Origin of the sequence: Natronococcus sp. CG52, from assembly GCF_023913515.1 — an archaeon.
In the GTDB taxonomy this organism is placed as follows: Archaea; Halobacteriota; Halobacteria; order Halobacteriales; family Natrialbaceae; genus Natronococcus; species Natronococcus zhouii.
The window spans coordinates 586,293-612,309 of the sequence record NZ_CP099391.1 but is presented as its reverse complement, the minus strand read 5'-3'; the positions used below and the strand labels follow the sequence as shown (position 1 = coordinate 612,309).

Here is a 26,017-nt window from a genome sequence, read left to right as displayed (position 1 = left end):
GGGAACCCGCATAAAACGGCGACCTGAACCGGGGGATAGCTGCGCGCGTCAGAACTGCTCGAGCCCCGTCTGTCGCGCGTCGGCGAGCACGTCCGCGCAGGTCGACCACGACTCGCGGGCGAAGGGGGGCAGTTCGCCGGCATCGGCGACGTAGCTCTCGAGAAACTCCCGCGTGGTCGGGTCGCTCGGGTAGCCGCTCCCGACCGGGCCGTACTCGTCGCCCAGCGCGCTCATGTGAGCGTCGCGTGCGACCTTGGCGACGATGCTCGCCGCGCCGACGACCAGTGAATCGTCGTCGGCGCCGTGCTCGGCCGTCACGTCGACCTCGAGCGCACAGGCGTCGGCGACCCGGCGAGCGAAGCGATCGGCGTCGGTGTCGCAGGCGTCACAGAGTCCCGATTGGAGCGTCTCCGCGGACGCACCGACGTCCTCGAGCGCGGCTTCGATCGCCTCGGCGTGGGCCCTGACCGCGAGCGAGTTCATATCCGTCTCGGGATCGTCGATCAGCTCCGGCGGAATCTCGGCGACGCCGACGGCGATTCGCTCGTCGCTTCGCAGCGTCGACGCCAGTTGCTCGCGGCGCTCCGGCGCGAGTCGCTTCGAGTCTGTAATCCCGTGTGGGAGGACGTCAGGCTCTTCGAGGTGGATCGCCGCGGCGAACATCGAGCCGAGCGCCGGCCCCTTTCCCGCCTCGTCGACGCCGAACGGCATGGCTCGAAGATTGGCGGGTGGAACAAAAACCGTTGTGACTCGCTCGCGATCGTCACTCGGCCGGTTCCGCCGACTCGTCGTCCGTCGGCTCGTCGGCGGGCGGTTCGTCCCGGAAGTAGTCCTCGAGTTCGAACGGCTCGTCCTCGCCCTCGACGCCGGTCACGTCCAGCGCCGTCACCTCGGCGTCGGTCTCGAGTAGCCCGGCGAGGCTCGGCTCGGTTCGGCCGTCGTCGCTGCTGATGAGTTCCTTCACGTAGAGTCCGCCCGCGCCGTGGATCCGAACCTCCCCGCGGGTCGGTTCGTGGAGATCGCCGTCGATCTCGTACACCGTCCGCTCGCGGGTGAGCCCCGCGCGGCGGTGGTCGACCCGCTGTGGGGTGTACTGTTCGACGGTCGTTCCGGCGAGTTCCTCGAGCGCCGTCTCGAAGTCGGCCTCGTCGACCGGCTCGGCGAACTCTACGTCCGCGCGGTAGTGTTTGCTCGCGTCGTGTTCCTTGACGCGCTCGACCATCTCGTAGGTCGCCAGCCGCAGGCCCTCGACCTCGACGGCACCGTCGGCGGCGTTGATCTCGCGCTCGAGTGCGTCGGGGTCGGGGTCCCGGTGGTGGGGGTGCTTGACCTCGAGGACGAACGGACGGCCGCCCTCGAGCATCCGCGCGTCGACGTCCTCGCGGCCCGCGCCGTGGAAGGTGCCCTCGGCGCCGTCCATCGCCTCGACGACGTGGGGTCTCACGACCTGTTCGACGCTCGTGTCGTACATGTAGCCCGAACCGCCGCAGTAGTCGCAGGGTTCCTCGCCGTCGTCACCCAGCTGGATCCCGCTGCCGCCGCACTCCCGGCAGGGCCACTCCGTCTGCGGGATGTCGCGCTCGAGCTTGCGGTAGCGGCCGTAGACGAACGCCGGGTTGACCTGGACGTCGACCGCGTGGCTCGTGACGGTGTCGTCCTCGAGGACGTCGAACGGGTCGAACGCCTCGAGGTCGACGACGGCGAGGACGTCCGGACGGTCGAAGTCGACCTCGGCGCCGGTCTTCGAACCGACGCGACGGCCGACCTCGCGGTTCATCTCGCGTTTGAGCGACTCGCCGACGTCCGGTTCGAGGTCCGCGTCCTCCCGGAGCAGGCGTTCGTTCTCCTCGACCAGCGGCGGGACGCGCGTCCCGACCTGGTAGGTGGCGAACTCGACGCCCTCGAGTTCGCCCGTGATCGTCTCGGCGATCGCGTCGAACGTATCGCAGTAGCCCTCGCAGACCCAGCACGCCTCCGGATCGACGGGGTCGAAGTCCTCGTCGTCCTCGAGTGCGACCGTCGTTCGCAGTGCCCGGCCGCGCTCGGCGTTGGTCAGTCCGAAACTCCGCTCGGCGAAGGGGCGGCCGAGACAGGAGTCACAGACTGCCCCCGTCGAGAGCAGAGCGCGGGCGTCTTCCGTGATCATATGACAGCACTCGGGCATCCGCGGGTAACACGTTTTCCCTTCGGGCGGCGAGGCGCCGCGGCGGTTCCTCGGGCCGAACTCCCCGGAGTTGAAATACGTCGGCTGCGACCCGTCGAACATGGACCAGTACCGACCGGGCCGTCGCGAACTGCTCGCGACGGCGGGGGCCGCCGTAACCGGTCTCGTCGCCGGCTGTGCCGAGCCTCGAACGGACAGTTCGATCGAGGGCAGTTCCTCCCACGGTATCAACCGCGAGAACCGCGCGGACGGATCGACCTACACCGAGGTGTACGACGCGCTCATCGATTCGGTGACGCAGGTCCGAGTCTTCGGTATCGAAGACCCGATCACCGAGGAGGAGGGTCGGGGACAGGGCTCCGGCTTTCTCGTCGAGGGAGACTACATCGTCACGAACGAACACGTCGTCGCCGGCGGCGAGGAGATCGACCTCCAGTACATCAACGGCGACTGGACCAGCACCCGGCTCGTCGGAACCGACGTCTACAGCGACCTCGCCGTCCTCGAGGCCGACCACGTTCCCGAGGCGGCGACGCCGCTCGGTCTGGCCAGCGAGTATCCGGTCGTCGGTCAGGAGGTCGTCGCGATCGGCAACCCGCTCGGGCTCGAGGGATCGATGTCGACCGGGATCGTCAGCGGCGTCAATCGGACGGTTCCCGCACCCCACGGCGGGTTCTCCTTCTCGAACGTCGTCCAGACCGACGCGGCGGTCAACCCGGGTAACAGCGGCGGACCGCTGGTCGATCTCGACGGGGAGGTGATCGGCGTCATCAACGCCGGCGGCGGCAACAACATCGGCTTTGCGATCTCGGCGGCCCTGAGTCGTCGCGTCGTTCCCGCGCTCGTCGAAGAGGGCGAGTACGAGCACGCCTTCATGGGTATCGGACTCAGAACCGTCGACAGACTCGTCGCCGAGGAGAACGACCTCGAGGAAGCGACCGGCGTCATCGTCACCGAGACGATCTCCGGCGAACCGGCTGAGGGGGTGCTCGAGGGTTCCGATCGAACCGTCCGCCGGCGAGGCGAGGAGATCCCCGTCGGCGGCGACGTCATCCTCGCGATCGACGGCGAGCCGATTCCGGATCGCCACGCGCTCTCGACGCACCTCGCGCTCGAGACCAGCCCCGGCGACACCATCGCCGTCGAGATTCGCCGGGACCGGCGGGAGGAAACCGTCGAACTCGCGCTCGGGACGCGATAACGTCGCCCCGAGAACGCCGACCTCGGTGCGTCGGGTCGGCAGTAAACGGTTCGAACGGAGTCCCTACCGGATCGGATTTCGATCGTATTCGCCGAAAACAGTGTATAGCAGGCCCATACATGTTGTCGTAGAACACATTCATTTACAACTGATTAAACTGTCTGAAATCGGAGCGAACCTCACGCTACCGTTTCGGTTAGCGAGTTTAAATTGTCGATAACAATGGTAGTCTCTCCCGTAGCACTACTCGGCGCGATGGCCGCCTGCCCAACATGACCGACGCTAACGCAAACAACGTGGACGCCCGACGGACGATCACCGAGAGCCCGGTGTTCGAACTCGATCACGTCACCATCGAGAACGAGAACGCCCCGAACGAGTGCGCCGTCTTCCCACGAGACGCGACCGAGGAGGAACTGATGACCAACTGGATCGAGGCCCACGACGACGCGTTCGTCGATCTCGAGTCGATGCGATAGAGCCATGCACGGATGGAGCATCGTTACCGCAGTTGGCTTCTGGCTCGGGACCATCCTGCCGGTCTTCTACCTGCCGGTGTTCATCGCCGGTATCGACTCGGTAGAGACGCTAACCCTGCTGTTTGCCCTGCTCATCGTCCACGCGCTCGCGCTCGTCGTCGGTCACGAGTACGACGGTTCGCGCACTCAGTGATCGCGCTGTCGAGTCCCCGCTCGACGCTTCGAACCCGCGACTCGCAGAGAAAAACCGATTCTTGGGCGTGAAACCCGTGTTTGCGGCCCCGTGCCGTCCGTCGTCATACGGCGTCCGCGACATCGCGCTTCGGGGCCGACATCGTCACCGTTCCGGCGACGTTACCGTGACGGCTGCCACACCTGTACCTGCGGCGCGCCGCAGCTATCACAGACCGCCGCAGTGTTGTCCTTGTACTCGCCGCGTTCCAACTCGCCGTCCGAACAGGCCGGACACGGTCGCCCTTCGAGAAGGGCGAGTAATCGCTGCTGCTGTCCAGCAGACGACTGTGGTTTCGACATACTACATCCTTCTGCCGCCCGACGTACGAGAAACGGTTCGGCCTGAGTATGCAATGTAATATACCCTGAAATAAATGGTCTCTGGTATCGTTTGCCCCGTAACGCGCTCGAGAAGGCTCGAGACGGCCCGTCGCTTTCGTCCGGGACCGTGGGCGCGAATCGTGGCTCCTATCCCCCCGGTCGGCGTCGTCTCGCTATGCGCCAGTTCGTACTCATCGGTCACGACGTGCCAACCGAGCCGGACTTCTCGCTCGACGATCTCGCAGGGGGAGCCGGCCGCCTCGACGCGCTCTGTCGGTCGATCACGTCGGCGTTCGTCACCTCTCACGGGATCCGAGAGGACGTCCGGGTTCACCTCGTCGCCCGAGACGAACTCACCATCAGCTTCGACGGGAGCGAGCTCCGGCGGCTGAATCCCGACGAGCGATCCACCGCCGCGCTGGTCCGAAAGGCCCTCGAGCACCGCGACGAGGCCATCGGCGCGCTCCCGGCCGAGCCCAGCCCCGGCGTCGAGGTGTACCGACGGGGCTTCGAGGAGACGCTCGAGGCGATCGCCGTCGGCGGAACCGTCGTCGAGTTGCACGAGGACGGCGACCCGGTCGCCGAGGCGGAGGAGCTCGAGGATCCGATCTTCGTGCTCTCGGACCACCGGAATTTCACGACCGAGGAGGCCGCGCTGCTGTCGGAGGCGGCCGACCAACGAATTCGACTGGGACCGGAACTGCTCCACGCCGACCAGGCGATCACGGTCGCCCATCACTACCTAGATACCGGCGGCTACGAGGAGTTTTAGGGGGTCGTTAGTGGGGGTCGATCGAGGTCGGGAACTGCTATCAGGCGACCCGATGCTAGCTTTCGGAAGCGTTAAACGAACGGGCGTTCACATTCGGAGTGCGGGCCGGTGGGGTAGCTTGGTATCCTTCGGCCTTCGGGTGGCCGTAACCGCAGTTCGAATCTGCGCCGGCCCACTTTTCCCGCACCGCAAAACGAGGAGCGACGCGTGGCGCGAAGCGCCACGTTATTGCGAACGGCGAAGCCGTGAGCGGAGTGACGAGTCTGCGATGCGAGGAAATGGATCCAAGCAGATTCGAATCAGGGAGGAGCTTTGCTCCGACCGTGGTTCGAATCTGTGTCGATCCGTCCTTTCCATAACTCCAAAGCTAATCTATAGTCATCTGATTTGGCTTTTCTTGGGAGATGTTTCTTCGGTATACTCCAGTTCGGTTCTTTTTTTTCTTTGCACAAAGTTTCTCCACGTCTTTTTGAAGGCTATTTACAAATACCTTCGATAAAACTATTGCCAATATAATTCCCAGGACTAAGGCAAAAATATTCAAATACTGATATTGAGATGGAAAATGAATCCAAAATCCAGACGAGACCGTTGATATCAATAATAACATTGAAATTGATATATGGGTTGAAAAAGATCTCGGAGACACTCCTTTTTCTAGCAATCGATCATATTTGCTTACTTCAATTATTGGAAGAAATGCATGCAGAAGTATTAGAAGTCCGATCGAGATTTGTGTCGCTATATTTTGGTCTGGGAGAAATATTAGTATGAGAATACCTCCGAATATCACAGATATATTTAAATAATGAACGAGAACAAACCGACCAAGATTTGTGACCATATTGCCTATTGGCAAATAGGATTCGAGAAAATTAACATAGGTTTCTAAAATTGATTCTGTAGACTCAAAAAATTGGAACTGATCCCATTCTTCGTCGACTGCTTTTTCCAAATCAATGTTACGGGCTATTGACGAAAACTCGCTTACAATTATAAATAACAGAGGTACTGCTACCAGCACCTAATCTCTCATTGTAAGTTATTTATACATTCATGTATTAAAAACAGTTCGGACCGAGTATACTATAGATCACCATATTGACCCTTGGATTGGCCCTAGAAAACCCGATCAGGCCGAATCCGCATCACAACCCGCTCCGTCTCGATCGGGTTCGGATACTCCTCGCGGTCCATGTACCGCCGCGTGAGTTCGTCGATGTGTTCTCGAGCCCCCTCCGTCGTCAACTCCTCGACCTCGCCGATGACGGACAGGAACCGGTACGGATCGTCCGGATCGGTCATGCTGACTCCGACGGCGGGATTCTCGCGGGCGTTGCGCTCCTTCTGGCGGCCGCGCTCGGTGTTGACCAGCAGGCGGTCGGCCTCGAGATCGTAGTCGATCCAGACCGGCGTCACGTGCGGGAAGCCGTCGGCGGTCATCGTCGCGACGTGGGCGAACGTCCGCTTCTCGAACAGGTCGTGGTACGCCTCTGGAACGGCGGTCATGCTCGAGGGGAGGCGCGCCAGGGATTTGGCAGTTCCTCCTAACGACCGTGTATCCGACGGCGGGGCCCGTTGCATCCCGCTGTCGGTGATCGGGACTCACCAGTCGCGGACGGGAGAAGCGGTACCGGAGCGACGGGCGATCGTTCCGGAACCCGTCGAAACGGCGTGCCGAATACGGCCCGCCGAGGCGGCGGTCCCGCTGCTCCAGCTACGGATTCGCGCGATAGTCAGTGAGACCTGTAAGATAGTCTCTTGAAATCTGGACGCCTAGCTTCAGTATGCTCATCGCAACCTTTCACCTCGAGCTCGGCGCCGTTGCGCTCGAGCAGGCCTTCGATGCGGTGCCGGAGATGACCGTCGAAGCCGAACGCACCGCCGCGGACAGCGTCCAGTGGACGATGCCGTGCGTGTGGGTCGCCGCCGGCGATTTCGACGCAGTCGACGAAGCGCTCGCAGCGGATCCGTCCGTGGACGCGATCGTCGAGACCGACGAATTCGGCGACCAGAAGTACTACCATATCGCCTGGGACGACGAGGTGAACGAACGGATCTCCTCCTACGTCGATCACGAGGGGGCGATCCTCCAGGCGGACGCAACCGACGACGGATGGGAGCTGGAGATCCGCTTCGTCACCCGCGAGCAGTTCGACGAGTTTCGGACGGCGTTGCGAGAGCGGGGGCGCGACTTCGAGTTGCTGAATATCTACGAACCTGGTTCCCCGCGCGAAACGGTGCGCGACGTGACGCCCACCCAACGCGACGCCCTCGTAACCGCCGTCGAACTCGGCTACTACAAGGTACCCCGCGAGATCTCAACGCGAGAACTCGCGGACGAACTCGACATCTCTCATCAGTCCGTCTCGGAACTCCTCCACAGGGGGACGGAAAACCTCGTCACGTCTAGCCTCGTGACGACTGCTGCCGACGGGTAGTCGCTTTCTGACCGGCCGCCGACCGTCATCAAAATCACTTAAAGACCTGACACGGCGGGCCGCAGCTCCATCCGACCGGGTAGCATAGTTCTGCTAATGAGTGATACCTCGTCCGAATCGAGCGGTTCCGACCAACTCGAGGCGATCGACGCAGCCGTCGAGGCGCTCTCCAGCGTCCGTCGCCGTCGCCTGCTGAAGGCTTTGCTGGAACACGACCACCAGGAGGCCATCGTCGCCACCGTCTCCGACGACGCGGAACCGAATACGGAAGCGGTGCAGATCGAGATGTATCACAACCATCTTCCCAAACTCGACGATACGGGATTCATCGAGTGGGATCGAGAGCGGAATCGGGTGCGCAAAGGGCCGGCGTTCGACACGATCGAGAAGCTGCTCGAGCGGCTAGCCGAGGGCGGCGACGGCGGGCCCCTGTTGGTGTAGTTCGAGCCCGGTTTAGCACGGCTCGCCGAAGAACGTCCGTGGTCGATACCAGTCTCGGAGGTCAGTTCGCAGTTCGACCTTCCGGCTATTTCAGACGGATTCCATCCGAAGAACGGAATCTCAACGAACGCACACGCGAGGCGGACGCGACCGTCCCGACCACGCGGCTGCCGGCGCTCGGCGTATTCCGATCAAGTGAGACTAGCCCGTATGAAACGCACTCGGCAGAGTCGTCGGCTGTTGCAGGCGACCGGTGGCGTCGCAGCGACGGCGCTCGTCGCCGGCTGTGGCGGCCCCGACGAGGAAGCGGAGGATCCGGAGACGGGCGACGAGGGCGGCGCTATCGAAGGCGGCGAGGAGGACGGCGGTCCGGAATCCGACGACGACGAAGGCGGAGGTATCGAGGGTGGCGACGACGAGCCCGAATCCGAGGAGGGAACCGGGCAGGACGAAGACGAGTGAGCGCCGCGGCCGAACCGCTCGAGTGAGCGAGTCGGCGGCTCGAGCCGCCGAACCGAACGCGGGACGATTCCGAGAGCGCCCCGCGCTAGAATCTGCTCATCGTACGATATCCAAACCGTTACCGTGTCGCGGCACCTCCAACGGACGATGACCGACGGACTCGAGACCGACGTTTCAGAGGCAGCCGACGTCGCCGCGCGACGCGACGAACTGGCGGCCCGCGTTCGGGCCCACGCCGGCGAGATGGCTCGCGAACTCGCCGTCCTCCAGGGCGGCGACTACGGGCAGGAGACGTTCGACACCGACGGCGGGAGCTGGACGCTCAAGTACGAGGCGGGCGACGTCCAGTACCTCCGGTTCGACCCGAACTCGGGGTCGGAGACCTACGTCGTCTCGAGCAAGCAGCCGCCCGAACCCGGCCCGCTCGGAAGCGCGATGGAGGACTACGACGCGTTCGTCGCGGCGTTCAACGAGCACATCGACTCCTTCGACGGGCTGCTCGAGGACGCGCCCGACGAGTTCCCGGCGGTCGCGAGCACGGCCGAACTGGTCGCCGAGCGCGACCGGATCGTCGAGCGGATCCGGGACGTCGCGAACAGGATGGCACAGGAGCTCAACCGATACGAGGGCGAGTACGGCACCTACGCGACGACGGTGTCGGGAACCCGCTGGGAGCTGAAGTGGGACGGCGACGTCGCCGCCTACCTGCGAGTCGGTGGCTCGGACGGCACCTACCTGCTGTCGCAGTACGGTCCCGCCTCGGCTCCGGAGGTCCGCCGGCTCGTAGACGACCTCGGCGACTTCGTCGCGGCGTTCAACGAGTACGTCGCGGAACTCGAGGCGGACCTCTCGCAGGTGTCGTTCGACGAGCCGTAACGACAGCATACGGTTCGAACACGCGCCTGTGCTCGTGAGCGGTACGGTTCGCGTTCCACCAACATGCAGAGCTTACAGCAACACCGGTGCGAGTAATCAGCTGCTTCACCCGTCGCGTGGAGGTGGTACGGCGGGTTCCCCTGACAGTCGGAAAGGCGCGTCAACGACCTCGTCGTCTACGTGACTGCTACTCGAAGTACACTCCTGTGGCAGGCCGTGAGCCCCGCCGATAGACGGACCGTATACGGCACCGCTCTCGAGAAGGGACTACTCGGTGGTAGTTCTCGACCGAAGACGGCACGAGCAGTGCCCTCGCTCGCCGGTTTGTACACGAGCGTGCCGCCGCACTCGAGCGACGCCGCTACTGGCGTGTGCTCTCGGATGAAGAGACAGCCGGGTCAGACGTCGACGTACCGATTGACCCACTCCTGGCGCTGCTGGAGTTCGCGCTGCCCCTTCGGAGTCAGTGCGTAGTAGTTCGTCCGGCGATCGAGTTGGCCCTTCTCGACGAGTTGCTTCTCGACGAGCGTGTCGAGATTCGGATACAGTCGACCGTGTGTTACCGGTTGGTCGATGTACCTGTTGATATCGTCGAGAATTTCCTGTCCGGACGGCCGATCTTTGCCCGCGATTACGTACAGCAAGTCACGCTGGAAGCCAGTTAGTTGATCCATGGATCACCCTCTGAATACCGACCTTCACCGATCTGTGGCTTTGTTATAGAGCCGGTACGCGCGCGTAATCCCGGAGAACGCGCCGCGTATGGCGATCGGAAGAGTCACTAATTGACGGAATTTCGAACGAAATCGTGACGCGGCGCTTTTGACGGCGACGGACGTAACAGCCGATATGCCAACGGATCCCCTCGCCTGGGAGACGCTCGACCGACGGGTAGCGTACACCTGTCCGGGCTTCGACGTGGTTAACGAGACCGTTCAACTTCCTGATGGAACCGAAACCGACTTCGACTACCTCTCGGAACCCGCGAGTGTCTGCATCCTGCCGTTTACTCCCGACGGTGACGTCGTCTGCATCGAGGAGTGGCGCCAGGCGGTCTCCCGGATCAGTTACGGCCTCCCCGTCGGCGGCACCGAATCGGAAGACGACGACCTCGAGGCCGCCGCCCGGCGCGAACTCGCCGAGGAGACCGGCCACGAGGCCGAGCGACTCGAGCCGCTGGTGACCGTCGAACCGGCGAACGGGATCGCCGACGCGGTCCTGAACTTCTTCGTCGCCCGCGGCTGCTGTCCGACCGCCGAGCAGCAACTCGATCACAACGAGAGCATTCGCGTGACGAAACTGGAACTCGAGGAACTCGTCGACGCGATCGGGAACGGAGATATCCGCGACGGGCGGACGGTGCTGGCGATCTCGTACTACCGACTGTTCGCCGACGACACCCGTTAAAAATCGTTCGCGCGTCGCGATCGACTGGCTACCGGGCCAGCCGCGACGTGCTACCGGTCAGTTCGGAGGGGCCAGGGACGACTCGTTTTCGGTCTCGGTGGCCTCGTCGTCCTCATCATCGTCGCCTTCGGCGCTGCCGGTTTCGTTCTCGCCGTCGGTCTCGGTCTCGTTGTCCGTCGCCGTCTCGTTGTCCGTCGCCGTCTCGTTGTCCGTCGCCGTCTCGTTGTCCGTCGCCGTCTCGTTGTCCTCCATCGTCGTTTCCTCGAGACCCTGCGTCTCGCCGACGGTGATGGTGTTCGCGGAGACGTTGTCGATCTCCATCGACGATGCGGAGAGGGACGGCACCGTTTCGGTCGTCGCCGCCTCGCCGTTTTCGGCGGTCTCGTTGTCCTCCGCAGTCTCGTTGTCTTGGGCAGTCTCGTTGTCCTCCGCGGTCTCGTTATCTGCCTGGTCTTCCTGACTCTGGAGGGACTGGACGGTCACCGACTCGATGGTGATCTCCTGGACGTCGAACTGCTCGACGGTCAACTCTTCGAACTCCTGGGTCGTGGCATTCTGACCGGCGGTCTCGTTGTCCGCGGTTTCGCCGTCCTCTTCGTCGCCGAACAGGCCGCCGACGAAGTCGGAGATACCCTCGAGGATGCCGCCTTCGTCCTCTTGGACGGAGAGTTGCTCGATCGACATCTGCTCGACGTTCATCGACTCGATCGTCAGGTTCTGGACCGTCACGCTCTCCGTATCCTCTTCGATCAGCTGACCGTCTTCAGTTGCGGGTTCGTCTTCGGCCGCATCGGTGGTGTCGGTTTCGTTGGCATCGGCCTGACCGTTCGTCTCGAGGTCGTCGATCGAGACGTTCTCGAGTGACAGCGATTCGAAGGAGGCGTCGGAGATCGTCACGTCCTCCATCGTCTCGGTCTGGTTGTCGCCCGTCTCGTTCTCCTGCTGGTCGCCCTCGGTCTCGTTGTCCTCGGTCACGTTCAGTTCCTCTTGCAGCTGCTCGCCGCCCTGGACCTCGAGTTCGTCGACGGCCAACTCCTCGATCGTCGCGTTCTCGACCGTGACGTTGTCGAGTTCGAGGGACTCGACCTGGACGTTCTCGAGTGTGACGCTCACGTCTTCGGTGCCAGTATCGTCCGCAGCTGTCGTTGCCGTCGCTCCAGCGAGGGCGGGACCCCCCGAAAGCGCAACTAACAGCGCGACGAAAACGACACCGAGTTTCTTCGATAGTGAAACCATACGTGGTGCCGTACAGCCGACACGGGGCTAAAACGAATCTACTGTTACGGCGTTATCCAGAAGGAAACCACCGGTAGAAACTGATATCCACCGCAGAGAGTCTGCGAACCCGTCACGAGTACCGCTCGCCTAATTCGCCGGACACGATGCTACCGATCGAGCGGCGTTCGTGTTTCGTTTGCGATCGCCACCGACTTATCAAACCGAGGAGTTGAACGGATCGTTTACCGGTTCGTTCGTCCGCACTGATCGGCGTGAACGCTCGGAAAACGAAGCGATGCCGACGCCCCCCTCGCGGATCGGCCGCTCGTCGTTCCGCGGGTTCTCACCGCGATCGCGACGAGCGCCTCCCTGCCGGCGAGTAATCCGAATTTGGAGACGCCACTGCCCCTGCACACCGGGACCGCGGAAACGGACGTTCGCACCGGCTGAACAGTATCGGCCGACCGACTTATCAACCCCCGCGGGTGTCGGGCGGTTCGACTCGTCGTGCAAGCACAGAGACCGTTCGTCGGTCTTTCGAGGGGAGCAGTCGAAAATCGGATTGCGGCGTGTAGTCGCTCGGCGGACCGCTAGCGTCGGGTGCTGCGTTCGTGCCGATCGGCTCGAGACGGCGATCGACGGCTGATCGTCGTCGTCTTCCGTCACGTTGTCGTCCGTCTCGTCGCCATCCGCGGCCGGCTCGTCGTCGAGCTCCTCGAGGGAGAGGGTTTCGGCGGTCGTATCACCGATCGTGAGAGACGATGCGGAGGCGCTAGAGACCGTCTCACCGTCGGTCTCGTTGCCCTCCATCTCGTCCTCGTCGAGTTCGAGTGAAATCACGATTAGAAGCCGTGCGACCGTCGTAACCTCTCGTTCATCGCGTCGCATCTGATGATAGTTGCAGCCGCTGACGCGGCGCGCGCCAGAACGATATCGCTGTTGCGTTTGCGGTCGCTACCACGGGATTCAATCGCGGGAGAACGGAACGTTTACCGGCGCGCTCGCCAACACACGGTCGATGCGCGAGTGCTTCGAACTCCGAGATACCGACGCGGGCGGCCGAATCGGTGAACTCACCGTCCCACGTGCCGACGTAACCGTCGAGACGCCGGCGCTCCTGCCGGTGATCAACCCCAATCTGGATACGATCAGCCCCCGACGGCTCGCCGAGGAGTTCGGCGCCGAGATTCTCATTACGAACTCGTATATCATCTACGGAACCGACGACGTCCGCGAGGCCGCCCTCGAGGACGGGCTCCACGAACTGCTCGATTTCCCCGGCGCGATCATGACCGACTCCGGCTCCTTCCAGCTCGCGGAGTACGGCGAGATCGACGTCACCACCGAGGAAATCCTCGAGTTCCAGCACGCGATCGGCTCCGACATCGGGACGCCGGTCGACATCCCGACGCCGCCGGACGCCTCCCGCGAGCAGGCCGAACGCGAACTCGATACCACCCAGGAACGCCTCGAGGCCGCCGAGACCGTCGACACTGGGGAGATGCTCGTCAACGCCCCCGTTCAGGGATCGACTTACCCCGATCTCCGCGAGGAGGCTGGCCGCCACGCCCAGGGGACGGACCTCGACGTCTTCCCGGTCGGTGCGGTCGTCCCGCTGATGAACGACTACCGCTACGCCGACATGATCGACGCCGTCGCCGGCGCCAAGCGCGGGCTCAGCGCGGACGCGCCCGTTCACCTCTTCGGCGCCGGCCACCCGATGATGTTCGCGCTCGCGGTCGCGATGGGCTGTGACCTGTTCGACTCGGCCGCGTACGCGCTCTACGCTCGCGACGATCGCTACCTGACGGTTCGAGGCACGCGCCACCTCGACGACCTCGACTACCTGCCGTGTTCGTGTCCGGTCTGTACCGCCAACACCCCCGCCGAACTCCGCGAACTTCCGGACAAACAGCGCGAGAAGGAACTCGCCGCCCACAACCTGCACGTGACCTTCGAGGAGATTCGCCGCATCAAGCAGGCGATCCGCGCCGGCAACCTGCTCGAGCTGGTCGAGCAGCGCGCCCGCGCCCATCCGACGATGCTCGACGGCTACCGGACGCTGCTCGATCACGCCGACCAACTCGAGCGGTCCGATCCGGTCTCGAAGGGCGCGTTCTTCTACACCTCCACCGAGAGCGCCCGCCGGCCCGAAGTGCTGCGCCACCACCGGCGTCTCGAGCGACTCAGCGTTCCCAACTCGCTCTTTCTCACGGAGGGCAGTCCGGGAAGCGGAGACGACTACGACGACTCCTGGCGAGTCGAACCGCCGTTCGGGCCGTTCCCGCGGGCTCTCTCGAAGAGCTACCCGCTCACCGCGGAGGTTCCGGCTCGGACCGACCGCGCCGCGCTCGAGGCCGCGGCCGACGGCGTGGCCCGACTGGTCGAGACGAATCCCGACACCGAGTTCGCACTCGGTCACCGAGGGTGGCCCGCCGAGGTGATAGCGCGGGTTCCCGAGACGGTAGAACTGGTCGACTTGACCGGGAGTTATAGTAGCCACTGACAGTCAGTGCACACCCGATCGAACGACGGGAGCGCGGTTCTCGCTTGCTTCGCTCGCTTCGAACCGCGGACAGTGCGATCGGCGTGGAAACCGTTTCAGTCGGTACTACACCGATCAGGGCCGCTCGAGGAAGGTCGCGGTCGCAGACGTGTGCCCCCTGTTAAACGAGAGGATCTTGACCCGGATCACGTCGGTCGCCTCGAGGTCGTCGGGAAGGTCCTGGACGAAGACGACGAACCCCTCGATCTTGCAGACGGCGTGGCGTTCACCCGTGTGATGCGTCGTAAACTCCTCGATAGCGACCGTTTCGGTCTCCCCGATTTCGACCGGCGGATCGCGCTGCTGGGCGTCCCTGTGGCGCTGGTAGGATTCCCGCTGTTCGCCCCCACCGCCACGGATTCGGCCGACCAGCCACGACACGAAGAGCAGTCCGACGATACCCCCGAGTACGAGCGAGGCGACCCCGAGCATACCGCTACTGGGTGTCGCCCACCTCTTTGGTGTTCTGATCCGGGTCTCGAGGCGCCGTCGAAATTGTTGCAGTCGATCAGCAGACGATCCGAAGTGCGATTGAATCGCTACTCTCGCCTGTTTTTATGAGTACTGAATCGAAAGGGTGTGTATGGACGACACTGACTTCGACGAACTCGTGGCATCGTTAACGCTTCGTGAGGAGAACCAGGCGATCAAGAGCTATCAGAATACGGTCGCAGTCGCTTGCCCGGCCTGTGACGCCCAGTTCGATGACCTCGTCGTGTGCAAAGACAACCCGGCGAGTCTCAACCTTTCGAAGCAACTGGATCTGTGCGTGGGATCCGCGGACGGGAAGGCGGTCCTCTTCACACACAAGAAGTAACAGTAGCGATTCCGGTCGGGACTTCGAACCGTATAGAACCGTTTTTTCCAACGCTACCGACGTTCCGCTGGACTTTTACTAACCGGTGTGGTGGTGCTGGACGTGACTCACTCGATCGGCAGCGCAGGGGGCGGCCGGTCCCGTTGTACCATCGGCCTCGCGATCGTCCGGGCAGTCGCAGATCGTCGGGGGGTCGAGTCGAGCGAACTACCGCCGCTGTACGACTGGGTCGATCCGGAGGCGCTGGAGCGCGTCTTCGATCCACCTGCGTCTGACCCGACGAGCGAGCGGCGATTCGTCTTCGACTACGCGGGACACACTATTACCGTCGAGCAGGAGGACAGCCTCTCGATCACCGTTGGCGAGACGACGACCGGGCCGACAGCGGAGAGTGATTCCTCCGACGAGTCCCGTTCCGACGCGTAAGCCGTTCTCCGAGAACCAGTTCGCGAACGGTACCGTTAGTCGTCTAGTACCGACTGAAACGGTTTCCACGCCGATCGCACTGTCCGCGGTTCGAAGCGAGCGAAGCAAGCGAGAACCGCGCTCCCGTCGTTCGATCGGGTGTGCACTGACTGTCAGCGGCTACTACCGTCGGACTCGAGTTCTTCCTCGAGCGACAGGAGCCAGAGGCTGCCCCGATCGCGAACCTCCAGGCGTTCGAGACGTCCCGTTTCGGCCAGCGACTCGAGTGGGTCCACCAGTTCCTCGGCCGGGACGTCCAGCTCGCCGGCGAGGTACCGCGTGTTCACGACCGGCTGTGGTGCGGTTCGAATCGCCTCGACGATTCGCTCGACGACCGCGTCCTCGGACTCGGCCGCACCCGCCGAGTCGTGGTCGGGAGGTGGCGACATACGAACGATACGGCTCCCGCGGAGTTGAACCCTGCGGCGAGCATCGTCACGGGTTCCGCTCGCCGTGTGAGGTTTTTTCTTTCCGTCCGGCGTGTGACGGATATGCGCCGCGTACCGCTCGTGCTGATTGCCGTAGTCGAGATCGTCGTTCCCGACCGAATCGTCGCGTGGGGAGAGCGCCGCGCGTTCGAAAATCCGGATGCTGGGCAACTTCGGCCGTGGACGCTTCCGATGGCCCGACTCGAGGGGCTCGCCGCCCTCTGGCTCGCGTGGAACTGGGAGCCCGCTTGGCCCGGCGTCAAGCCCCTGTTCGGCACCGTCGGTCTCCCGGCGTTGCTGACCCCCCGGCCGTTTCTCCGGGCCGCGCTGACCGCAGCCTACGAGAACCCCGAGACGATCGAACTGAAACCGTGGGTCGTCCCCGCCACGCGAGCGCTCGGCGGTTGCTACCTGTTCGTCGCGCTGTGGCCCGGCGAGTCGGGGGCCAGCGCCCGCTCCGAGCGATAGCTGCCGGGTGGTATCGACAACCTCTTTCGCGCGCCGCCGCGATGTTCGGTATGACCGATTACTTCGAAGTACACGCACGCGACGGGGCCGCGCGCGTGGGCGAACTCCGCCTCGAGTCCTCGCTGACGACCCCCGCACTCGTCGACGACGTGCTCGAGGACGCGGGTTCGCTCTGGAGCGCCAACCGCGAGGTGCCCGAGGGCGACGACTCGACGCTCACAGTCCTTCCCCATCGATCGTTCCCCGGCGGCACCGCCGAGGAGGTCCAGGAGTCGTTCGCGGTCGACTACCCCGACGTGGAGTACCCGAGCGTCGCCGTCGTCTCGAGCGAGGGCGACGACGACCACGGCACGGACGCCTACGCGGTCTCCGACGTCCAGTCCGTGACGGGTCACGGCGCGGCGCTGGTCGAGGCCGTCGTGAACGTCCGCGAGGCGACCCCGGCCGACACCGCGCTGCTGTTCTCCGGCGTCGCCACGCCGCGAAACGTCGCCCTGCTCGCGTACGCCGGCGTCGACCTGTTCGACGAGACGGCCGCCGCGATCAGGGGTACCGAGGGCCGGTACCTGATGACCGACGAGGCGTACTTCCTGGAGGACCTGGAGGAACTGCCCTGCTCCTGTCCGGCCTGCCGGAAACCGCGCGAGGAATTCACTCGCGAAGACTGCGTCGACCACAACGTCAACGCGCTCGAAGCCGAGCTAGGAATCGTCCGTCGGCGGATCCGCGACGGCCGCCTTCGCGACTACGTCGAGGGCCAGGCCCGCCACGACCAGTGGCTCACCGCCGCCATGCGCGAACTCGACTCGCAGTGGGGCTACCTAGAGGAGCGGACGCCGATTCTCCGCGACGCCCAGATCAACGCGGCGACCGAGGACACCCTTCGCCGGGTCGAGATCCAGCGCTACGCGGACCGGGTGACGACCCGCTATCGAAATCGCTTCCAGAATCCGCTCGTGCTGGTGCCCTGCTCGGCCGCCAAGCCCTACAGCGAGTCCCAGAGCCACCGCCAGTTCCACGACGCCGTCCAGTGGCGGGCCCACCTCGTCTCGATGACGAGCCCCATCGGCGTCGTCCCCCAGGAACTCGAGACGACCTACCCGGCCCAGCACTACGACACCGTCGTCACCGGCCGCTGGTCCGAGGACGAGAAACGGTTCGTGAGCGCGGTTCTCGAACGGTACCTCGAGCGCAACGACTATCCGTCCATCATCGCCCACGTTCCGGACGAGGGCTACCGCGACATCGTCGGGCGCGTCGAGGACGAACTCGACCTCGACGTCACCTACACCGTCGAGGAGCACCCGACGGACGAGGAATCGCTCGCGAACCTCCAGCGAGCGCTCTCGGGCGAACTCAAGTACTCCAAGCGCGAGCGCGAGCACAACACCGTTCGCGCCATCGCGGACTACCTGCTCGGCGACGGCGCCGGCGACGACCTCTTCGAGGACATCCAGACCACGAGCCGGTATCCGAAAATCCAGGTTCGCGACCGCGAGGACACCCAGCTCGCGACGATGGTGCCCCAGTACGGGACGCTCTCGTTCACGCTCGAGGGCGCGAAGCGCTGGCTCGAGAGCGACGCGCCGACCAAACGCGTCGAGATCGACGGCTTCGTTCCCCACGGTAGCGTGCTCGCACCGGGCGTCGTCGACGCCGACGAGGAGATCCGCGTCGGCGACGAGGTCGTCGTCGAGGGACCGAAAGCGTTCGGCGTCGGCCGCGCCGAGATGTTCGGCCGCGAGATGGCCGAGAGCACGCGCGGGATCGCCTGCGAGATCCGCCACGTCGAAGAGAAATAGCGGTCGTCGCTTTTTCACGGCCCGTCGTCGGGAACTCGCAGTTCGGTTCCGTCTTTGAGGTTTTCGCGAACCGATCTGACCACGTTGTGGTGGCGCGCGCTGGACGACGGCGAGCGCAGCGAGGCGCGAGCCGTCGTCCGAAACTGTGCGAGGGATGAGCGAACGCCGGAAGGCGTGAGCGAATCGGTTGGGGAGGGCGTGGCGAATCCGTGTTGCCAGTGTAAGCGCGTTACGTACAGGTGAAGCACAGAGTGACTATAAAAGTCTCACTCTTCTGGAGTTATGATGGTTTTATCCCACTCCCCTTCCGGAATGAGGGCTTCTACTTCGATCTCGATAGTGGCATCCTCATGAACGAGTTGAGAGACACCGACCATCGTTGCTGCGGGAAAAGCCGGATACTCAAACAGATCATGTCGTAGTTCGTGGAGATTCTGACGGAGTTCTGTCGTGAACACGTCGTCACGAACATATAGACGAAGAAGAGTTATATCAGCAAGACACCCATTCAGATCGTCCACGATGATCTCTTCAATGATCTCAAACATGCCCTTTGCCTGTTCAATTGTATTCCCGTCTGGATAGATTAAACCCGGAAGTGAAACATCAATTCCTGAAGCACACTCAGTGGCGACGCCAATAGACATCGCTGGATCGCTCCCGTCATCCAATTCTCCCATTGCCGGGCCGAGTATGATCTTTTCCATATCTGCACCAGTAATTGTTATAACATATATTTAGGGTAGACTTCCGTTTTGTCCGTCGTTCCATTTGCACCCTCTACGTAACGGACTGAAAACGTTGACTCAAATCTGTTTGAGACGACGTACTTCCGTACAAACTTGCTTTTGAGAGAGACCGATGGAAACCTAAACGTTCTATTCGGACCGACAAGACGGATTCGCCACGCATTCCCCAACCGATTCGCTCACGCCTTCCGGCGTTCGCTCATCCCTCGTACGGTATCGTCGATCGAGCTTCGCTGTACTCGCGGTTCCTGCCGGTCACCGCTCGTTTTTCGAGGTGCTCGCATGCTCTCACCTCGCTTCGCTCGAGCCGATCGACAGCGCGCGCCACCGCAGCGTCGCTTGGATAGTTCGAACTGGCAATCCGAATCCTCACTCATCCAGGTACCTGCAGTACCAATCGCTGTTAGCGTCCCGGACACTCCTTCAGCAGGTGCTCGCGGTAGATCGGCGCAGGGACTCGCGAGCCGCAGTACTCGCACTCGAGTCGATCCGCATCGGACCGATCGGTCACAGCCTGTCGTACCCTCCACAACGGAGTAGCCGTTTCGACGACACCTGACAGTTCACTCGCGGATCGACGGGACGAGACCGAGTGCGACCGCGGCGATCACGAAGCCGAGGGCGACGAGCGCGAGGGTGACGGCCGCGCCGGTCGTCCCGGTTGCCTCGAGCAGCCCCCGGGCGCCCGTCGCGACGAACGGGAGCGCGAGTCCGAGCAGCGCGACGGTGCTGGCCACGTCGAGCATCGCGTCCTTGACGGCGGCGCGGACGACGGCGTAGAGCTCCTCGCGGTCCGCCTCGATCGGCTCCCCACCGTCCGATTTCGTTCCCATACGAAATGGTACGATTTCAGACACGTGAATAGCTGCTCGTTCGCCCGACGAGACCGCGCGCCGGCTCGAGCCGAACGGTTATTCAGTCCGCGCCCCGACCGTTCGTCGTGAACCTCTCGATCGTCGATCTGGCGCCCGTTCGCGACGGGGAGAGCGCGACCGAGGCCTACGAGCACACCACCGAGCTCGCTCGAATCGCTGAGCAGTTGGGCTACTCGCGGTTCTGGGCGGCCGAACACCACGGGCTGGCCGACTCGATCGCGAGCACGACGCCGGAGGTGCTGATCGCCCACCTCGCCGCGAAAACGAACGAGATCCGGGTCGGCTCCGGCACCGTCCTGCTCAACCACTACAGCCCGTTCAAGGTCGCCGAGACGTTCAGCTCGCTAGACGCGCTTGCGCCCGGCCGGGTCGACCTCGGTCTCGGTCGCGCGACGGGGATGCCCGCCGTCGACCGCGCGCTGGGGACCGAGCGACGCAAGCGTAATCCCGACCGGGACCACGCCGAGAAGATCGAGGCCGCCGTGAGCCACCTCTACGACGGCTTCGACGACGAGCACCCGTACGCCGAGATCCGGCTCGCTCGGCCGACGATGTCCCCGAAGTGTGGGTGCTCGGTTCCAGCCCCTCGAGCGCCGAGATCGCCGGAAAGTTCGGCCTTCGGTACTGCTTCGCCGCGTTCATCAGACCGCATCTGGCGACAGAGGCCTTCGAGACCTACCGAGAACAGTTCGAACCATCGGCGTTCGGCGCCGGCCCTGACGAACCGCAGGGGATGCTCGCGGTGAACGCGGCCTGTGCCGAGACCGACCAGGAGGCAGCGCGGCTTCGGGCGACCGCAGAGGCCTCCTACAAGCGCATGCAGCAGGGCGTCGTCGGCTCGCTGCCGCCGGTCGAGGAGGCGATCGACGAACTCGGCGGCGTTCCGGACCCGACGCCGAATCCGCTTCCGGAGGGCGAGTGGCCGCGGTCGATTTCGGGGAATCCGGAGACGATGCAGGACCTGCTCGAGCAGCTAACTGAGAGGGTCGGTGTCGACGACGTCATCGTCCAGAACCTCATCGCCGACCACGACGACGTGATCCGCTCGCACGAACTGCTCGCCGAGGCGGTTGGCCTCGAGGGACGCTAACTTCCGAACGGCTCTAGAAGCGTGAGTCGGCTCGGAGAGGGCTACCGGTTCGTTCGATTACCCTTACGGCGGTACGTTCGTTGACTGGATTACTTCGTTGTGAAGGGTCGAGAGAATCGAATATGCGACCGTTCCCGGCAACACGGATTGGCCACGCCCTCCCCAGCCGATTCGTTTGGTCACTCCGTTCCCTCACTCATCCCTCGCACGATTGTGATCCACGGTTCGCTGTCCGCTCACCGTCGATCGGCGCGCGCCACCGCAACGTGGTTCAGTCAATCCGATTCGATACTCGTTTGACCTGCGTGCAACACGCTCGAGAGAAATCGATCGACGCTACCGAAATCCGGCGGCGTCGGTTCGGCTACTCGCCGAGCACCGAGTCGAAGAACTTCCGCTCCGAGGTCCGCAGATGCTGGTTGAAGGTCGCCGGCGAGATGCCGAGGCGTTCGGCGATCTCCTCGCCCGTGCTTTCTCGGGGCCAGTCGAAGTAGCCCGCGAAGTACGCCGTCTCGAGAGCCGCCCGCTGTTTCTCCGTGAGATCGCTCTCGAGAACCGACGCCGAACCGGAGTCCGATCGGTCGCTGCGCTCGGTGGTGCGCTGTGCGAGGTAGGTGAGATCCGACCGCTGTTCCTTGAGCAGTTCGATCATCTGGCGGGTGTCCCGCCCGCGCGGGAGTTCGACGACGAACCGGAACTCGCCGTCCGCGATCGTCGCCGAGTCGACCCGCCCGCCGTGGGTTGCGATCGTCTCGAACAGCGAGACGGCGGTCGGGGCCACCAGTTCGAACTCGAAGTAGTCCCGCCTGGCCGAGAGGATACGGAGGTCGCTGATTCCGTCGGTCTTCGCGACCGCTTCCTGGAAGGTCTCCTGTGAGACGTCGTGAGCGGAGCCGTAGACCAGCAGCGTCTCGTCACCGTGGATCATCTGGTTGAACTCGATCGTACACGATTCGGCCGTCGAGAGCGCAATCAGTTCCTCGGCCATCTCCTCGATCCGGAACTCGAGTTCGATGACGGCGTCGCTCACCAGCGCGTCCTTCCGTTCGATCGCGGTGATCGCGTGGGCGATGACGTCGCCGATCCGCGAGAGGATCGTCGCCTCGGCGTTCGTAAACGAATCCGTCGAGCCGGAGTAGACGTTCAGCACGCCGTAGACGAGGTCTTCGTGGACGATCGGGATCGACGCCGACGAGCGGTAGCCGCGTTCGCGAGCCGCCTCCCGCCACGGCTCGAACGTCGAGTCGGTCTGCGTGTCCTGTGCGATCTGGACCTCGCCGGTCCGAATCGCCGTCCCTGAGGGGCCCCGTCCGCTGTCCGCGTTCTCGTCGGTGGTGATCTCCACCTCGTCGAGATACCCCTCCTCGACGCCGGCCGCCGCCTTCGGTTCGATGCGGTCGCTTCCGGGGTTGACGCCGCCGATCCACGCGAAGCGGTAGCCGTCGTCATCGACGAGACGGTCACAGACCTGCTGTTCGAGCTCCGCGCGCGTCTCCGTCGTGATCACCGCGTGGGTGATGTCGTGGCCGATCCGGTTGAGTCGGTTGAGCGCCTCGAGCTGCTCGCGCTGGCGTCGGCGCTCGCGCTCCTGGTGAGCCCGCTCGATGGCGTGATGGATCGTCCGGACCAGCAGTTCGCTGGTGACCTCGTCCTTGACGAGGAAGTCCTGGGCGCCGCTTTGAATCGCCTGGACGCCGACCTCCTGGTCGCTGACGCCGGTAAACACGACGATCGGCGCCTCCTCGGTCGCGTCGCTAACCGTCTCGAGGGTCTCGAGCCCTCGGCTGTCAGGCAGGTTCAAGTCGAGCAGAACGAGGTCGGTAGACGCGGATTCGAGGGTCTCGAGTCCGTCCTCGAGACGGTTCTCGTGGACGACGGTCGGCGCCTGGCTCGTCGACTCCTCGGGGTTGACGCGCTGTGTGAGCTCCGTCGCGTCCCCGAGCATCTCCTGGATCAGCCGTGCGTCGCCCGGATTATCCTCGATTAACAGCAGATCGAGCGTCGCTCCGGCGTCCCCGTCGGAGTCGCTCTCGTCGGCTTTCGACTGCGTCTTGCTGTCACTCATGGGGCTCACCCTCGGGCGGTAGTCGCACCACTGAGAACCAGAACTTCTCGAAGGCACGGACGGTTTCGATGAACTCGTCCGGGTCGACCGGCTTCGTGAGATACGCGTTCGCGTGCAGTTCGTACGATCTGACGACGTCCTCCTCGGCTCGCGAGCTCGTCAACACGATGATCGGTATCGAGCGGAGTTCGGAGTCGTCCTTGAGCTCTTCGAGAACCTCCTCGCCGTCCTTGCGAGGGAGGTTGAGATCGAGGAGGACGAGGTCGGGGCGCGGAGCGTCCGTATACTCGCCCCGCTGGTGGAGGAAATCGAGTGCTTCGCTGCCGTCCGAGACGGTGTGCAAGTCGTTCTCGATACGTCCTTGCTTGAACGCCTCTCTGGTCAGGCGAACGTCACCCGGATTGTCCTCGACCAGGAGAAGCTGTGCTGGTTCGGGAGAGTGCTGTCCTGACTTACTCATTGGTCTTCAGTTCGAATATGACGGTCGTCTCTGCTTCGGTTTCGGAAGGTGAAAGAGCGACGAGGGGGCCCATCGCACCGTCGAATGCGCCGGAGCAGCATCGCTCGTGAGGGCGTGCTACGGACCGCCGAGACGGTCGGATCTCGGCGTTCGAGTCGGCGTATATCTCGCTACGGGTAGTTAGCTTACGGGCCAAGATGCGTCGTTCACGTATCCCTTTCTCAGTGAAGACGGATATACGTACGGTCTACCTGCCAGACGAGCGGAACGACCGTCGACGCTACTCGTCGTCGACGAGTCGGTAGGTTCGCCCTCCACGTTCGCCGACCGCGGCGATGAGGTCGTAGTGGACCATCTTCGTCAGGTAGTTTCGCAGCGTTCGGTTGCTCTTCGGCGCCTCGACTCGCCGTTCGTACTCGTCGTAGAGCGCGCCCGGTTCGATCTCCCCGTTCTCGTCGATCACGTCGTACAGCACGCGCTGGTGCTCGATCAACCCCTCTACGGTTTTTCGCCTGATCTCCGTCCTGGCGTCCGGTATCGCCGCTTCGAGCGCCTCGTCCGTGATCACCTCACACCGTTCGCGCTCCGCCCGACGCGCGGCCGAACGGAGCACGCCGATCCCGACGCGGGCGTCGCCGGACGCGGCGTCGGCGATCCGCTCGAGTTGCGCGCCGGTTACGACGTTCGGCTCGAGCGCCTTTTCGGTTCGTTCCCGGAGGATCGCGACGAGTTCGTCGGTGCCGTAGCGGTCGAAGCGGACCCGGGTCCCGGCACGCAGGCGCGACCGAACGCGGTCGTCGAAACTCGCGAACAGTTCCTCCTCGCGGTTGGCGATCAACACGAGCGAGACCTGCGGAAGGCGGTGAAGATCGTAGAGGGCCGCCGTCTCCTCGAGCTGGTCGACCTCGTCGAGGATGACGACGATCGGCTGCTCGTCGCACGCGGCCAGCCGCTGGAACAACTCGTCTTTCGGCGTCGTGCGATGGATATCGACCGCCCGGTCGACCGCCTCGAGCACGCCGTAGAGGACCCGAAACCGGGTGTACTCCTGCCAGCAGTTGACGTACGCGATCCGTACCGTCGGAACCTGTTCGCGGAGCTGTCCCAGCGTGTACCGCGCGATACAGGTCTTGCCGACCCCCGTCGGGCCGAAGAGAAACGACGGATTCGGTCGGCCGTCGGATACCAGCGGCTCGAGGGTCTCCGAGAGGAGGTTCACCTCGTCGTGGCGGTGGACCACCTCGCTCGGAACGAAATCCTCGCGCAGGATGCGCCCGTCGACGATCACGGGTCGTTATTCCGGATACGACGACTTAAGTTACGGCGTAGCGCTTCCGAAATTTCCGAGAGTTTTGTATCGTACTATGACGTTTATTGATTGGGTCGAAGGAACGAAACCACGCGAGAATCGTCTCCCGCCGGCAGCGTTTGCAGTGCCCCGGGTGCCCTGGAGCGAAACCGTATCCTGCCAGTTCCGCAACTGGGTTGACGGTCCGGACTGTGGATCGCGTACGATCAGTCTCGAGCTCTCGGTGCGCCAGGGAAACTGCCCGCTGAGCGCGGCGAGCGCCGGGTTCGAGGTCGCGTTCGTCACGCCCCACTGGCACTACCATCGCGACGACTCTCGGCTCGAGTTGCGAGTCCTGGCCGAAGGCGAGGATCGGCGAACCGTCGAACGCGGGCTCGAGACCATCCGCTCTCACCCGGAAACGGATCGTTCGAGTTGCTCGCGAAACAGGGGACGAACGCGCGAGCGCGACTCACGATGGGAACGACTCGCTCGATAGGCGCGGTCGTCGCTCACGACGCGTACCTCACCGGTCCGTTCAGAAACGTCGACGGCAGCGAGCGCTGGGAGATCGGGTTCGACGACGAGGCCGCAGTCGAGAGCGCGCTCGAGGCCCTCGAGGCTCACGACGAGTTCGTCGTCCGCGACAGGCGGCGACTCGATCCGGCGACCGTCCTCGAAGACGTCCGGACGGGCGAGATCGGCGCAACGGTACTCGACGCCGCCCGTAACCTGACGCCGACCGAACGCGAGACGATCCACCGCGCGATCGAGGCGGGCTACTACGAGGTCCCCCGGTCGACGACCCTCGGCGAGCTGGCGGCGGCGTTCGAGATCTCCGACGCCGCGGTCTCGAAGACGCTCCGCCGCGCGGAGGCGAAACTGCTCTCGCCGACGGCCGACGTCCTCGAGTCGGACGTCGCCGACGAACGAGAGTGACGGGGCCCGC

At 63.8% G+C, this 26,017-nt stretch carries 30 protein-coding genes, 1 tRNA gene and 1 pseudogene; 17 read left to right on the top strand and 15 right to left on the bottom strand.

The window, feature by feature from the left end:
• Positions 1-48 precede the first annotated feature (48 nt).
• Together rnhB and NED97_RS03215 are read right to left on the bottom strand one after the other, a co-directional pair.
• Entirely contained in the window at positions 49-711 is a 663-nt protein-coding gene (gene rnhB / locus NED97_RS03220; RefSeq protein WP_252489284.1) for a ribonuclease HII, read from the bottom strand.
• Positions 712-763: 52 nt separating this feature from the next.
• A complete protein-coding gene (locus NED97_RS03215; protein WP_252489283.1) occupies positions 764-2,146 on the bottom strand; it encodes a tRNA pseudouridine(54/55) synthase Pus10 in 1,383 nt (460 codons plus the stop codon).
• Between the two features lie 118 nt (positions 2,147-2,264).
• Between NED97_RS03215 and NED97_RS03210 the strand changes: the two genes are divergently transcribed.
• The 3 genes from NED97_RS03210 to NED97_RS03200 all read left to right on the top strand — a co-directional run bounded on the left by NED97_RS03210 (position 2,265) and on the right by NED97_RS03200 (position 4,037).
• Entirely contained in the window at positions 2,265-3,365 is a 1,101-nt protein-coding gene (locus NED97_RS03210) for a S1C family serine protease (protein ID WP_252489282.1), read from the top strand.
• Positions 3,366-3,637: 272 nt separating this feature from the next.
• Positions 3,638-3,844 (top strand): DUF7511 domain-containing protein, encoded by a 207-nt coding sequence (locus NED97_RS03205; RefSeq protein ID WP_252489281.1) that lies wholly within the window; start codon positions 3,638-3,640, stop codon positions 3,842-3,844.
• A 4-nt stretch (positions 3,845-3,848) separates the two neighbouring features.
• Positions 3,849-4,037, top strand: coding sequence for a hypothetical protein (locus NED97_RS03200; protein ID WP_252489280.1), 189 nt, complete (start codon positions 3,849-3,851; stop codon positions 4,035-4,037).
• A 161-nt stretch (positions 4,038-4,198) separates the two neighbouring features.
• Here the strand turns inward: NED97_RS03200 and NED97_RS03195 are convergent, their stop codons facing one another.
• Entirely contained in the window at positions 4,199-4,378 is a 180-nt protein-coding gene (locus NED97_RS03195; protein ID WP_252489279.1) for an HVO_A0556 family zinc finger protein, read from the bottom strand.
• Positions 4,379-4,574: 196 nt separating this feature from the next.
• On the opposite strand from NED97_RS03195, the gene trmY reads away from it, so the two are divergent.
• Together trmY and NED97_RS03185 are read left to right on the top strand one after the other, a co-directional pair.
• A complete protein-coding gene (trmY, locus tag NED97_RS03190) occupies positions 4,575-5,171 on the top strand; it encodes a tRNA (pseudouridine(54)-N(1))-methyltransferase TrmY (RefSeq protein WP_252489278.1) in 597 nt (198 codons plus the stop codon).
• Positions 5,172-5,273: 102 nt separating this feature from the next.
• Positions 5,274-5,346 (top strand) — tRNA-Pro (locus NED97_RS03185).
• A 192-nt stretch (positions 5,347-5,538) separates the two neighbouring features.
• On the opposite strand, the gene NED97_RS03180 is transcribed toward NED97_RS03185, so the two are convergent.
• Complete coding sequence (locus NED97_RS03180; RefSeq protein WP_252489277.1) at positions 5,539-6,195, bottom strand: hypothetical protein; 657 nt, start codon at positions 6,193-6,195, stop codon at positions 5,539-5,541.
• 95 nt (positions 6,196-6,290) lie between these two features.
• Entirely contained in the window at positions 6,291-6,680 is a 390-nt protein-coding gene (locus NED97_RS03175; RefSeq protein ID WP_252489276.1) for a PPOX class F420-dependent oxidoreductase, read from the bottom strand.
• 278 nt (positions 6,681-6,958) lie between these two features.
• On the opposite strand from NED97_RS03175, the gene NED97_RS03170 reads away from it, so the two are divergent.
• From NED97_RS03170 to NED97_RS03155, 4 genes are all read left to right on the top strand, one after another.
• A complete protein-coding gene (locus tag NED97_RS03170; protein WP_252489275.1) occupies positions 6,959-7,612 on the top strand; it encodes a helix-turn-helix domain-containing protein in 654 nt (217 codons plus the stop codon).
• 96 nt (positions 7,613-7,708) lie between these two features.
• On the top strand, positions 7,709-8,053 hold the full coding sequence (locus tag NED97_RS03165) for a DUF7344 domain-containing protein (RefSeq protein ID WP_252489274.1): 345 nt from the start codon (positions 7,709-7,711) through the stop codon (positions 8,051-8,053).
• Positions 8,054-8,263: 210 nt separating this feature from the next.
• Positions 8,264-8,515, top strand: coding sequence for a hypothetical protein (locus tag NED97_RS03160; protein ID WP_252489273.1), 252 nt, complete (start codon positions 8,264-8,266; stop codon positions 8,513-8,515).
• A 147-nt stretch (positions 8,516-8,662) separates the two neighbouring features.
• Positions 8,663-9,391 carry a hypothetical protein gene (locus NED97_RS03155; RefSeq protein WP_252489272.1) on the top strand — a complete coding sequence of 243 codons (729 nt, stop codon included), beginning with the start codon at positions 8,663-8,665 and terminating at the stop codon, positions 9,389-9,391.
• Positions 9,392-9,789: 398 nt separating this feature from the next.
• On the opposite strand, the gene NED97_RS03150 is transcribed toward NED97_RS03155, so the two are convergent.
• Positions 9,790-10,065: a PadR family transcriptional regulator gene (locus tag NED97_RS03150; RefSeq protein ID WP_252489271.1), complete on the bottom strand. Its 276-nt coding sequence runs from the start codon at positions 10,063-10,065 to the stop codon at positions 9,790-9,792.
• Between the two features lie 175 nt (positions 10,066-10,240).
• Between NED97_RS03150 and NED97_RS03145 the strand changes: the two genes are divergently transcribed.
• Positions 10,241-10,798, top strand: coding sequence for an NUDIX hydrolase (locus NED97_RS03145; protein WP_252489270.1), 558 nt, complete (start codon positions 10,241-10,243; stop codon positions 10,796-10,798).
• Between the two features lie 57 nt (positions 10,799-10,855).
• On the opposite strand, the gene NED97_RS03140 is transcribed toward NED97_RS03145, so the two are convergent.
• Entirely contained in the window at positions 10,856-12,034 is a 1,179-nt protein-coding gene (locus NED97_RS03140) for a putative sodium/potassium/calcium exchanger (RefSeq protein ID WP_252489269.1), read from the bottom strand.
• A 198-nt stretch (positions 12,035-12,232) separates the two neighbouring features.
• Complete coding sequence (locus NED97_RS03135; protein WP_252489268.1) at positions 12,233-12,904, bottom strand: hypothetical protein; 672 nt, start codon at positions 12,902-12,904, stop codon at positions 12,233-12,235.
• 130 nt (positions 12,905-13,034) lie between these two features.
• Between NED97_RS03135 and tgtA the strand changes: the two genes are divergently transcribed.
• Positions 13,035-14,522, top strand: coding sequence for a tRNA guanosine(15) transglycosylase TgtA (gene tgtA / locus NED97_RS03130; RefSeq protein WP_252489267.1), 1,488 nt, complete (start codon positions 13,035-13,037; stop codon positions 14,520-14,522).
• A gap of 114 nt (positions 14,523-14,636) precedes the next feature.
• Here the strand turns inward: tgtA and NED97_RS03125 are convergent, their stop codons facing one another.
• Complete coding sequence (locus NED97_RS03125) at positions 14,637-14,993, bottom strand: TRAM domain-containing protein (protein WP_252489266.1); 357 nt, start codon at positions 14,991-14,993, stop codon at positions 14,637-14,639.
• A 151-nt stretch (positions 14,994-15,144) separates the two neighbouring features.
• On the opposite strand from NED97_RS03125, the gene NED97_RS03120 reads away from it, so the two are divergent.
• On the top strand, positions 15,145-15,378 hold the full coding sequence (locus NED97_RS03120) for a DUF7385 family protein (protein WP_252489265.1): 234 nt from the start codon (positions 15,145-15,147) through the stop codon (positions 15,376-15,378).
• Between the two features lie 102 nt (positions 15,379-15,480).
• Positions 15,481-15,804: a HalOD1 output domain-containing protein gene (locus tag NED97_RS03115; protein ID WP_252489264.1), complete on the top strand. Its 324-nt coding sequence runs from the start codon at positions 15,481-15,483 to the stop codon at positions 15,802-15,804.
• 152 nt (positions 15,805-15,956) lie between these two features.
• On the opposite strand, the gene NED97_RS03110 is transcribed toward NED97_RS03115, so the two are convergent.
• Positions 15,957-16,232: a hypothetical protein gene (locus NED97_RS03110; protein WP_252489263.1), complete on the bottom strand. Its 276-nt coding sequence runs from the start codon at positions 16,230-16,232 to the stop codon at positions 15,957-15,959.
• Positions 16,233-16,334: 102 nt separating this feature from the next.
• Here NED97_RS03110 and NED97_RS03105 point away from each other — a divergent pair, with 102 nt between their 5' ends.
• Together NED97_RS03105 and arcS are read left to right on the top strand one after the other, a co-directional pair.
• Positions 16,335-16,739, top strand: a complete 405-nt coding sequence (locus NED97_RS03105) for a hypothetical protein (protein ID WP_252489262.1) — start codon at positions 16,335-16,337, stop codon at positions 16,737-16,739.
• A gap of 50 nt (positions 16,740-16,789) precedes the next feature.
• Positions 16,790-18,541: an archaeosine synthase subunit alpha gene (gene arcS / locus NED97_RS03100; RefSeq protein ID WP_252489261.1), complete on the top strand. Its 1,752-nt coding sequence runs from the start codon at positions 16,790-16,792 to the stop codon at positions 18,539-18,541.
• A gap of 266 nt (positions 18,542-18,807) precedes the next feature.
• Here arcS and NED97_RS03095 read toward each other — a convergent pair whose 3' ends face one another.
• Both NED97_RS03095 and NED97_RS03090 read right to left on the bottom strand, forming a co-directional pair.
• Positions 18,808-19,248 (bottom strand): RidA family protein, encoded by a 441-nt coding sequence (locus NED97_RS03095; protein ID WP_252489260.1) that lies wholly within the window; start codon positions 19,246-19,248, stop codon positions 18,808-18,810.
• Positions 19,249-19,853: 605 nt separating this feature from the next.
• Positions 19,854-20,123 carry a hypothetical protein gene (locus NED97_RS03090; protein ID WP_252489259.1) on the bottom strand — a complete coding sequence of 90 codons (270 nt, stop codon included), beginning with the start codon at positions 20,121-20,123 and terminating at the stop codon, positions 19,854-19,856.
• Between the two features lie 107 nt (positions 20,124-20,230).
• Here NED97_RS03090 and NED97_RS03085 point away from each other — a divergent pair.
• A pseudogene (locus tag NED97_RS03085) lies at positions 20,231-21,255 on the top strand (LLM class flavin-dependent oxidoreductase).
• A gap of 364 nt (positions 21,256-21,619) precedes the next feature.
• Here NED97_RS03085 and NED97_RS03080 read toward each other — a convergent pair.
• The 3 genes from NED97_RS03080 to NED97_RS03070 form a co-directional block, all read right to left on the bottom strand.
• Positions 21,620-23,320: a bacterio-opsin activator domain-containing protein gene (locus NED97_RS03080; protein WP_252489258.1), complete on the bottom strand. Its 1,701-nt coding sequence runs from the start codon at positions 23,318-23,320 to the stop codon at positions 21,620-21,622.
• Complete coding sequence (locus tag NED97_RS03075; protein ID WP_252489257.1) at positions 23,313-23,780, bottom strand: response regulator; 468 nt, start codon at positions 23,778-23,780, stop codon at positions 23,313-23,315. Before NED97_RS03075 ends, NED97_RS03080 begins: the two co-directional genes overlap by 8 nt.
• A 280-nt stretch (positions 23,781-24,060) precedes the next feature.
• Positions 24,061-25,068, bottom strand: coding sequence for a Cdc6/Cdc18 family protein (locus NED97_RS03070; RefSeq protein WP_252489256.1), 1,008 nt, complete (start codon positions 25,066-25,068; stop codon positions 24,061-24,063).
• A gap of 210 nt (positions 25,069-25,278) precedes the next feature.
• Between NED97_RS03070 and NED97_RS23435 the strand changes: the two genes are divergently transcribed.
• Positions 25,279-26,007: a helix-turn-helix domain-containing protein gene (locus NED97_RS23435; protein ID WP_455429871.1), complete on the top strand. Its 729-nt coding sequence runs from the start codon at positions 25,279-25,281 to the stop codon at positions 26,005-26,007.
• The last annotated feature ends 10 nt before the right edge of the window (positions 26,008-26,017 follow it).

Excerpts from the sequence above, each read along its gene's own strand:
- rnhB (WP_252489284.1), bottom strand. The coding sequence starts at position 711 with ATGCCGTTCGGCGTCGACGAGGCGGGAAAGGGGCCGGCGCTCGGCTCG.
- NED97_RS03215 (WP_252489283.1), bottom strand. The coding sequence starts at position 2,146 with ATGATCACGGAAGACGCCCGCGCTCTGCTCTCGACGGGGGCAGTCTGT.
- NED97_RS03210 (WP_252489282.1), top strand. The coding sequence starts at position 2,265 with ATGGACCAGTACCGACCGGGCCGTCGCGAACTGCTCGCGACGGCGGGG.
- NED97_RS03205 (WP_252489281.1), top strand. The coding sequence starts at position 3,638 with ATGACCGACGCTAACGCAAACAACGTGGACGCCCGACGGACGATCACC.
- NED97_RS03200 (WP_252489280.1), top strand. The coding sequence starts at position 3,849 with ATGCACGGATGGAGCATCGTTACCGCAGTTGGCTTCTGGCTCGGGACC.
- NED97_RS03195 (WP_252489279.1), bottom strand. The coding sequence starts at position 4,378 with ATGTCGAAACCACAGTCGTCTGCTGGACAGCAGCAGCGATTACTCGCC.
- trmY (WP_252489278.1), top strand. The coding sequence starts at position 4,575 with ATGCGCCAGTTCGTACTCATCGGTCACGACGTGCCAACCGAGCCGGAC.
- NED97_RS03175 (WP_252489276.1), bottom strand. The coding sequence starts at position 6,680 with ATGACCGCCGTTCCAGAGGCGTACCACGACCTGTTCGAGAAGCGGACG.
- NED97_RS03170 (WP_252489275.1), top strand. The coding sequence starts at position 6,959 with ATGCTCATCGCAACCTTTCACCTCGAGCTCGGCGCCGTTGCGCTCGAG.
- NED97_RS03165 (WP_252489274.1), top strand. The coding sequence starts at position 7,709 with ATGAGTGATACCTCGTCCGAATCGAGCGGTTCCGACCAACTCGAGGCG.
- NED97_RS03160 (WP_252489273.1), top strand. The coding sequence starts at position 8,264 with ATGAAACGCACTCGGCAGAGTCGTCGGCTGTTGCAGGCGACCGGTGGC.
- NED97_RS03155 (WP_252489272.1), top strand. The coding sequence starts at position 8,663 with ATGACCGACGGACTCGAGACCGACGTTTCAGAGGCAGCCGACGTCGCC.
- NED97_RS03150 (WP_252489271.1), bottom strand. The coding sequence starts at position 10,065 with ATGGATCAACTAACTGGCTTCCAGCGTGACTTGCTGTACGTAATCGCG.
- NED97_RS03145 (WP_252489270.1), top strand. The coding sequence starts at position 10,241 with ATGCCAACGGATCCCCTCGCCTGGGAGACGCTCGACCGACGGGTAGCG.
- NED97_RS03140 (WP_252489269.1), bottom strand. The coding sequence starts at position 12,034 with ATGGTTTCACTATCGAAGAAACTCGGTGTCGTTTTCGTCGCGCTGTTA.
- NED97_RS03135 (WP_252489268.1), bottom strand. The coding sequence starts at position 12,904 with ATGCGACGCGATGAACGAGAGGTTACGACGGTCGCACGGCTTCTAATC.
- tgtA (WP_252489267.1), top strand. The coding sequence starts at position 13,035 with ATGCGCGAGTGCTTCGAACTCCGAGATACCGACGCGGGCGGCCGAATC.
- NED97_RS03125 (WP_252489266.1), bottom strand. The coding sequence starts at position 14,993 with ATGCTCGGGGTCGCCTCGCTCGTACTCGGGGGTATCGTCGGACTGCTC.
- NED97_RS03120 (WP_252489265.1), top strand. The coding sequence starts at position 15,145 with ATGGACGACACTGACTTCGACGAACTCGTGGCATCGTTAACGCTTCGT.
- NED97_RS03110 (WP_252489263.1), bottom strand. The coding sequence starts at position 16,232 with ATGTCGCCACCTCCCGACCACGACTCGGCGGGTGCGGCCGAGTCCGAG.
- NED97_RS03105 (WP_252489262.1), top strand. The coding sequence starts at position 16,335 with ATGCGCCGCGTACCGCTCGTGCTGATTGCCGTAGTCGAGATCGTCGTT.
- arcS (WP_252489261.1), top strand. The coding sequence starts at position 16,790 with ATGACCGATTACTTCGAAGTACACGCACGCGACGGGGCCGCGCGCGTG.
- NED97_RS03095 (WP_252489260.1), bottom strand. The coding sequence starts at position 19,248 with ATGGAAAAGATCATACTCGGCCCGGCAATGGGAGAATTGGATGACGGG.
- NED97_RS03090 (WP_252489259.1), bottom strand. The coding sequence starts at position 20,123 with ATGGGAACGAAATCGGACGGTGGGGAGCCGATCGAGGCGGACCGCGAG.
- NED97_RS03080 (WP_252489258.1), bottom strand. The coding sequence starts at position 23,320 with ATGAGTGACAGCAAGACGCAGTCGAAAGCCGACGAGAGCGACTCCGAC.
- NED97_RS03075 (WP_252489257.1), bottom strand. The coding sequence starts at position 23,780 with ATGAGTAAGTCAGGACAGCACTCTCCCGAACCAGCACAGCTTCTCCTG.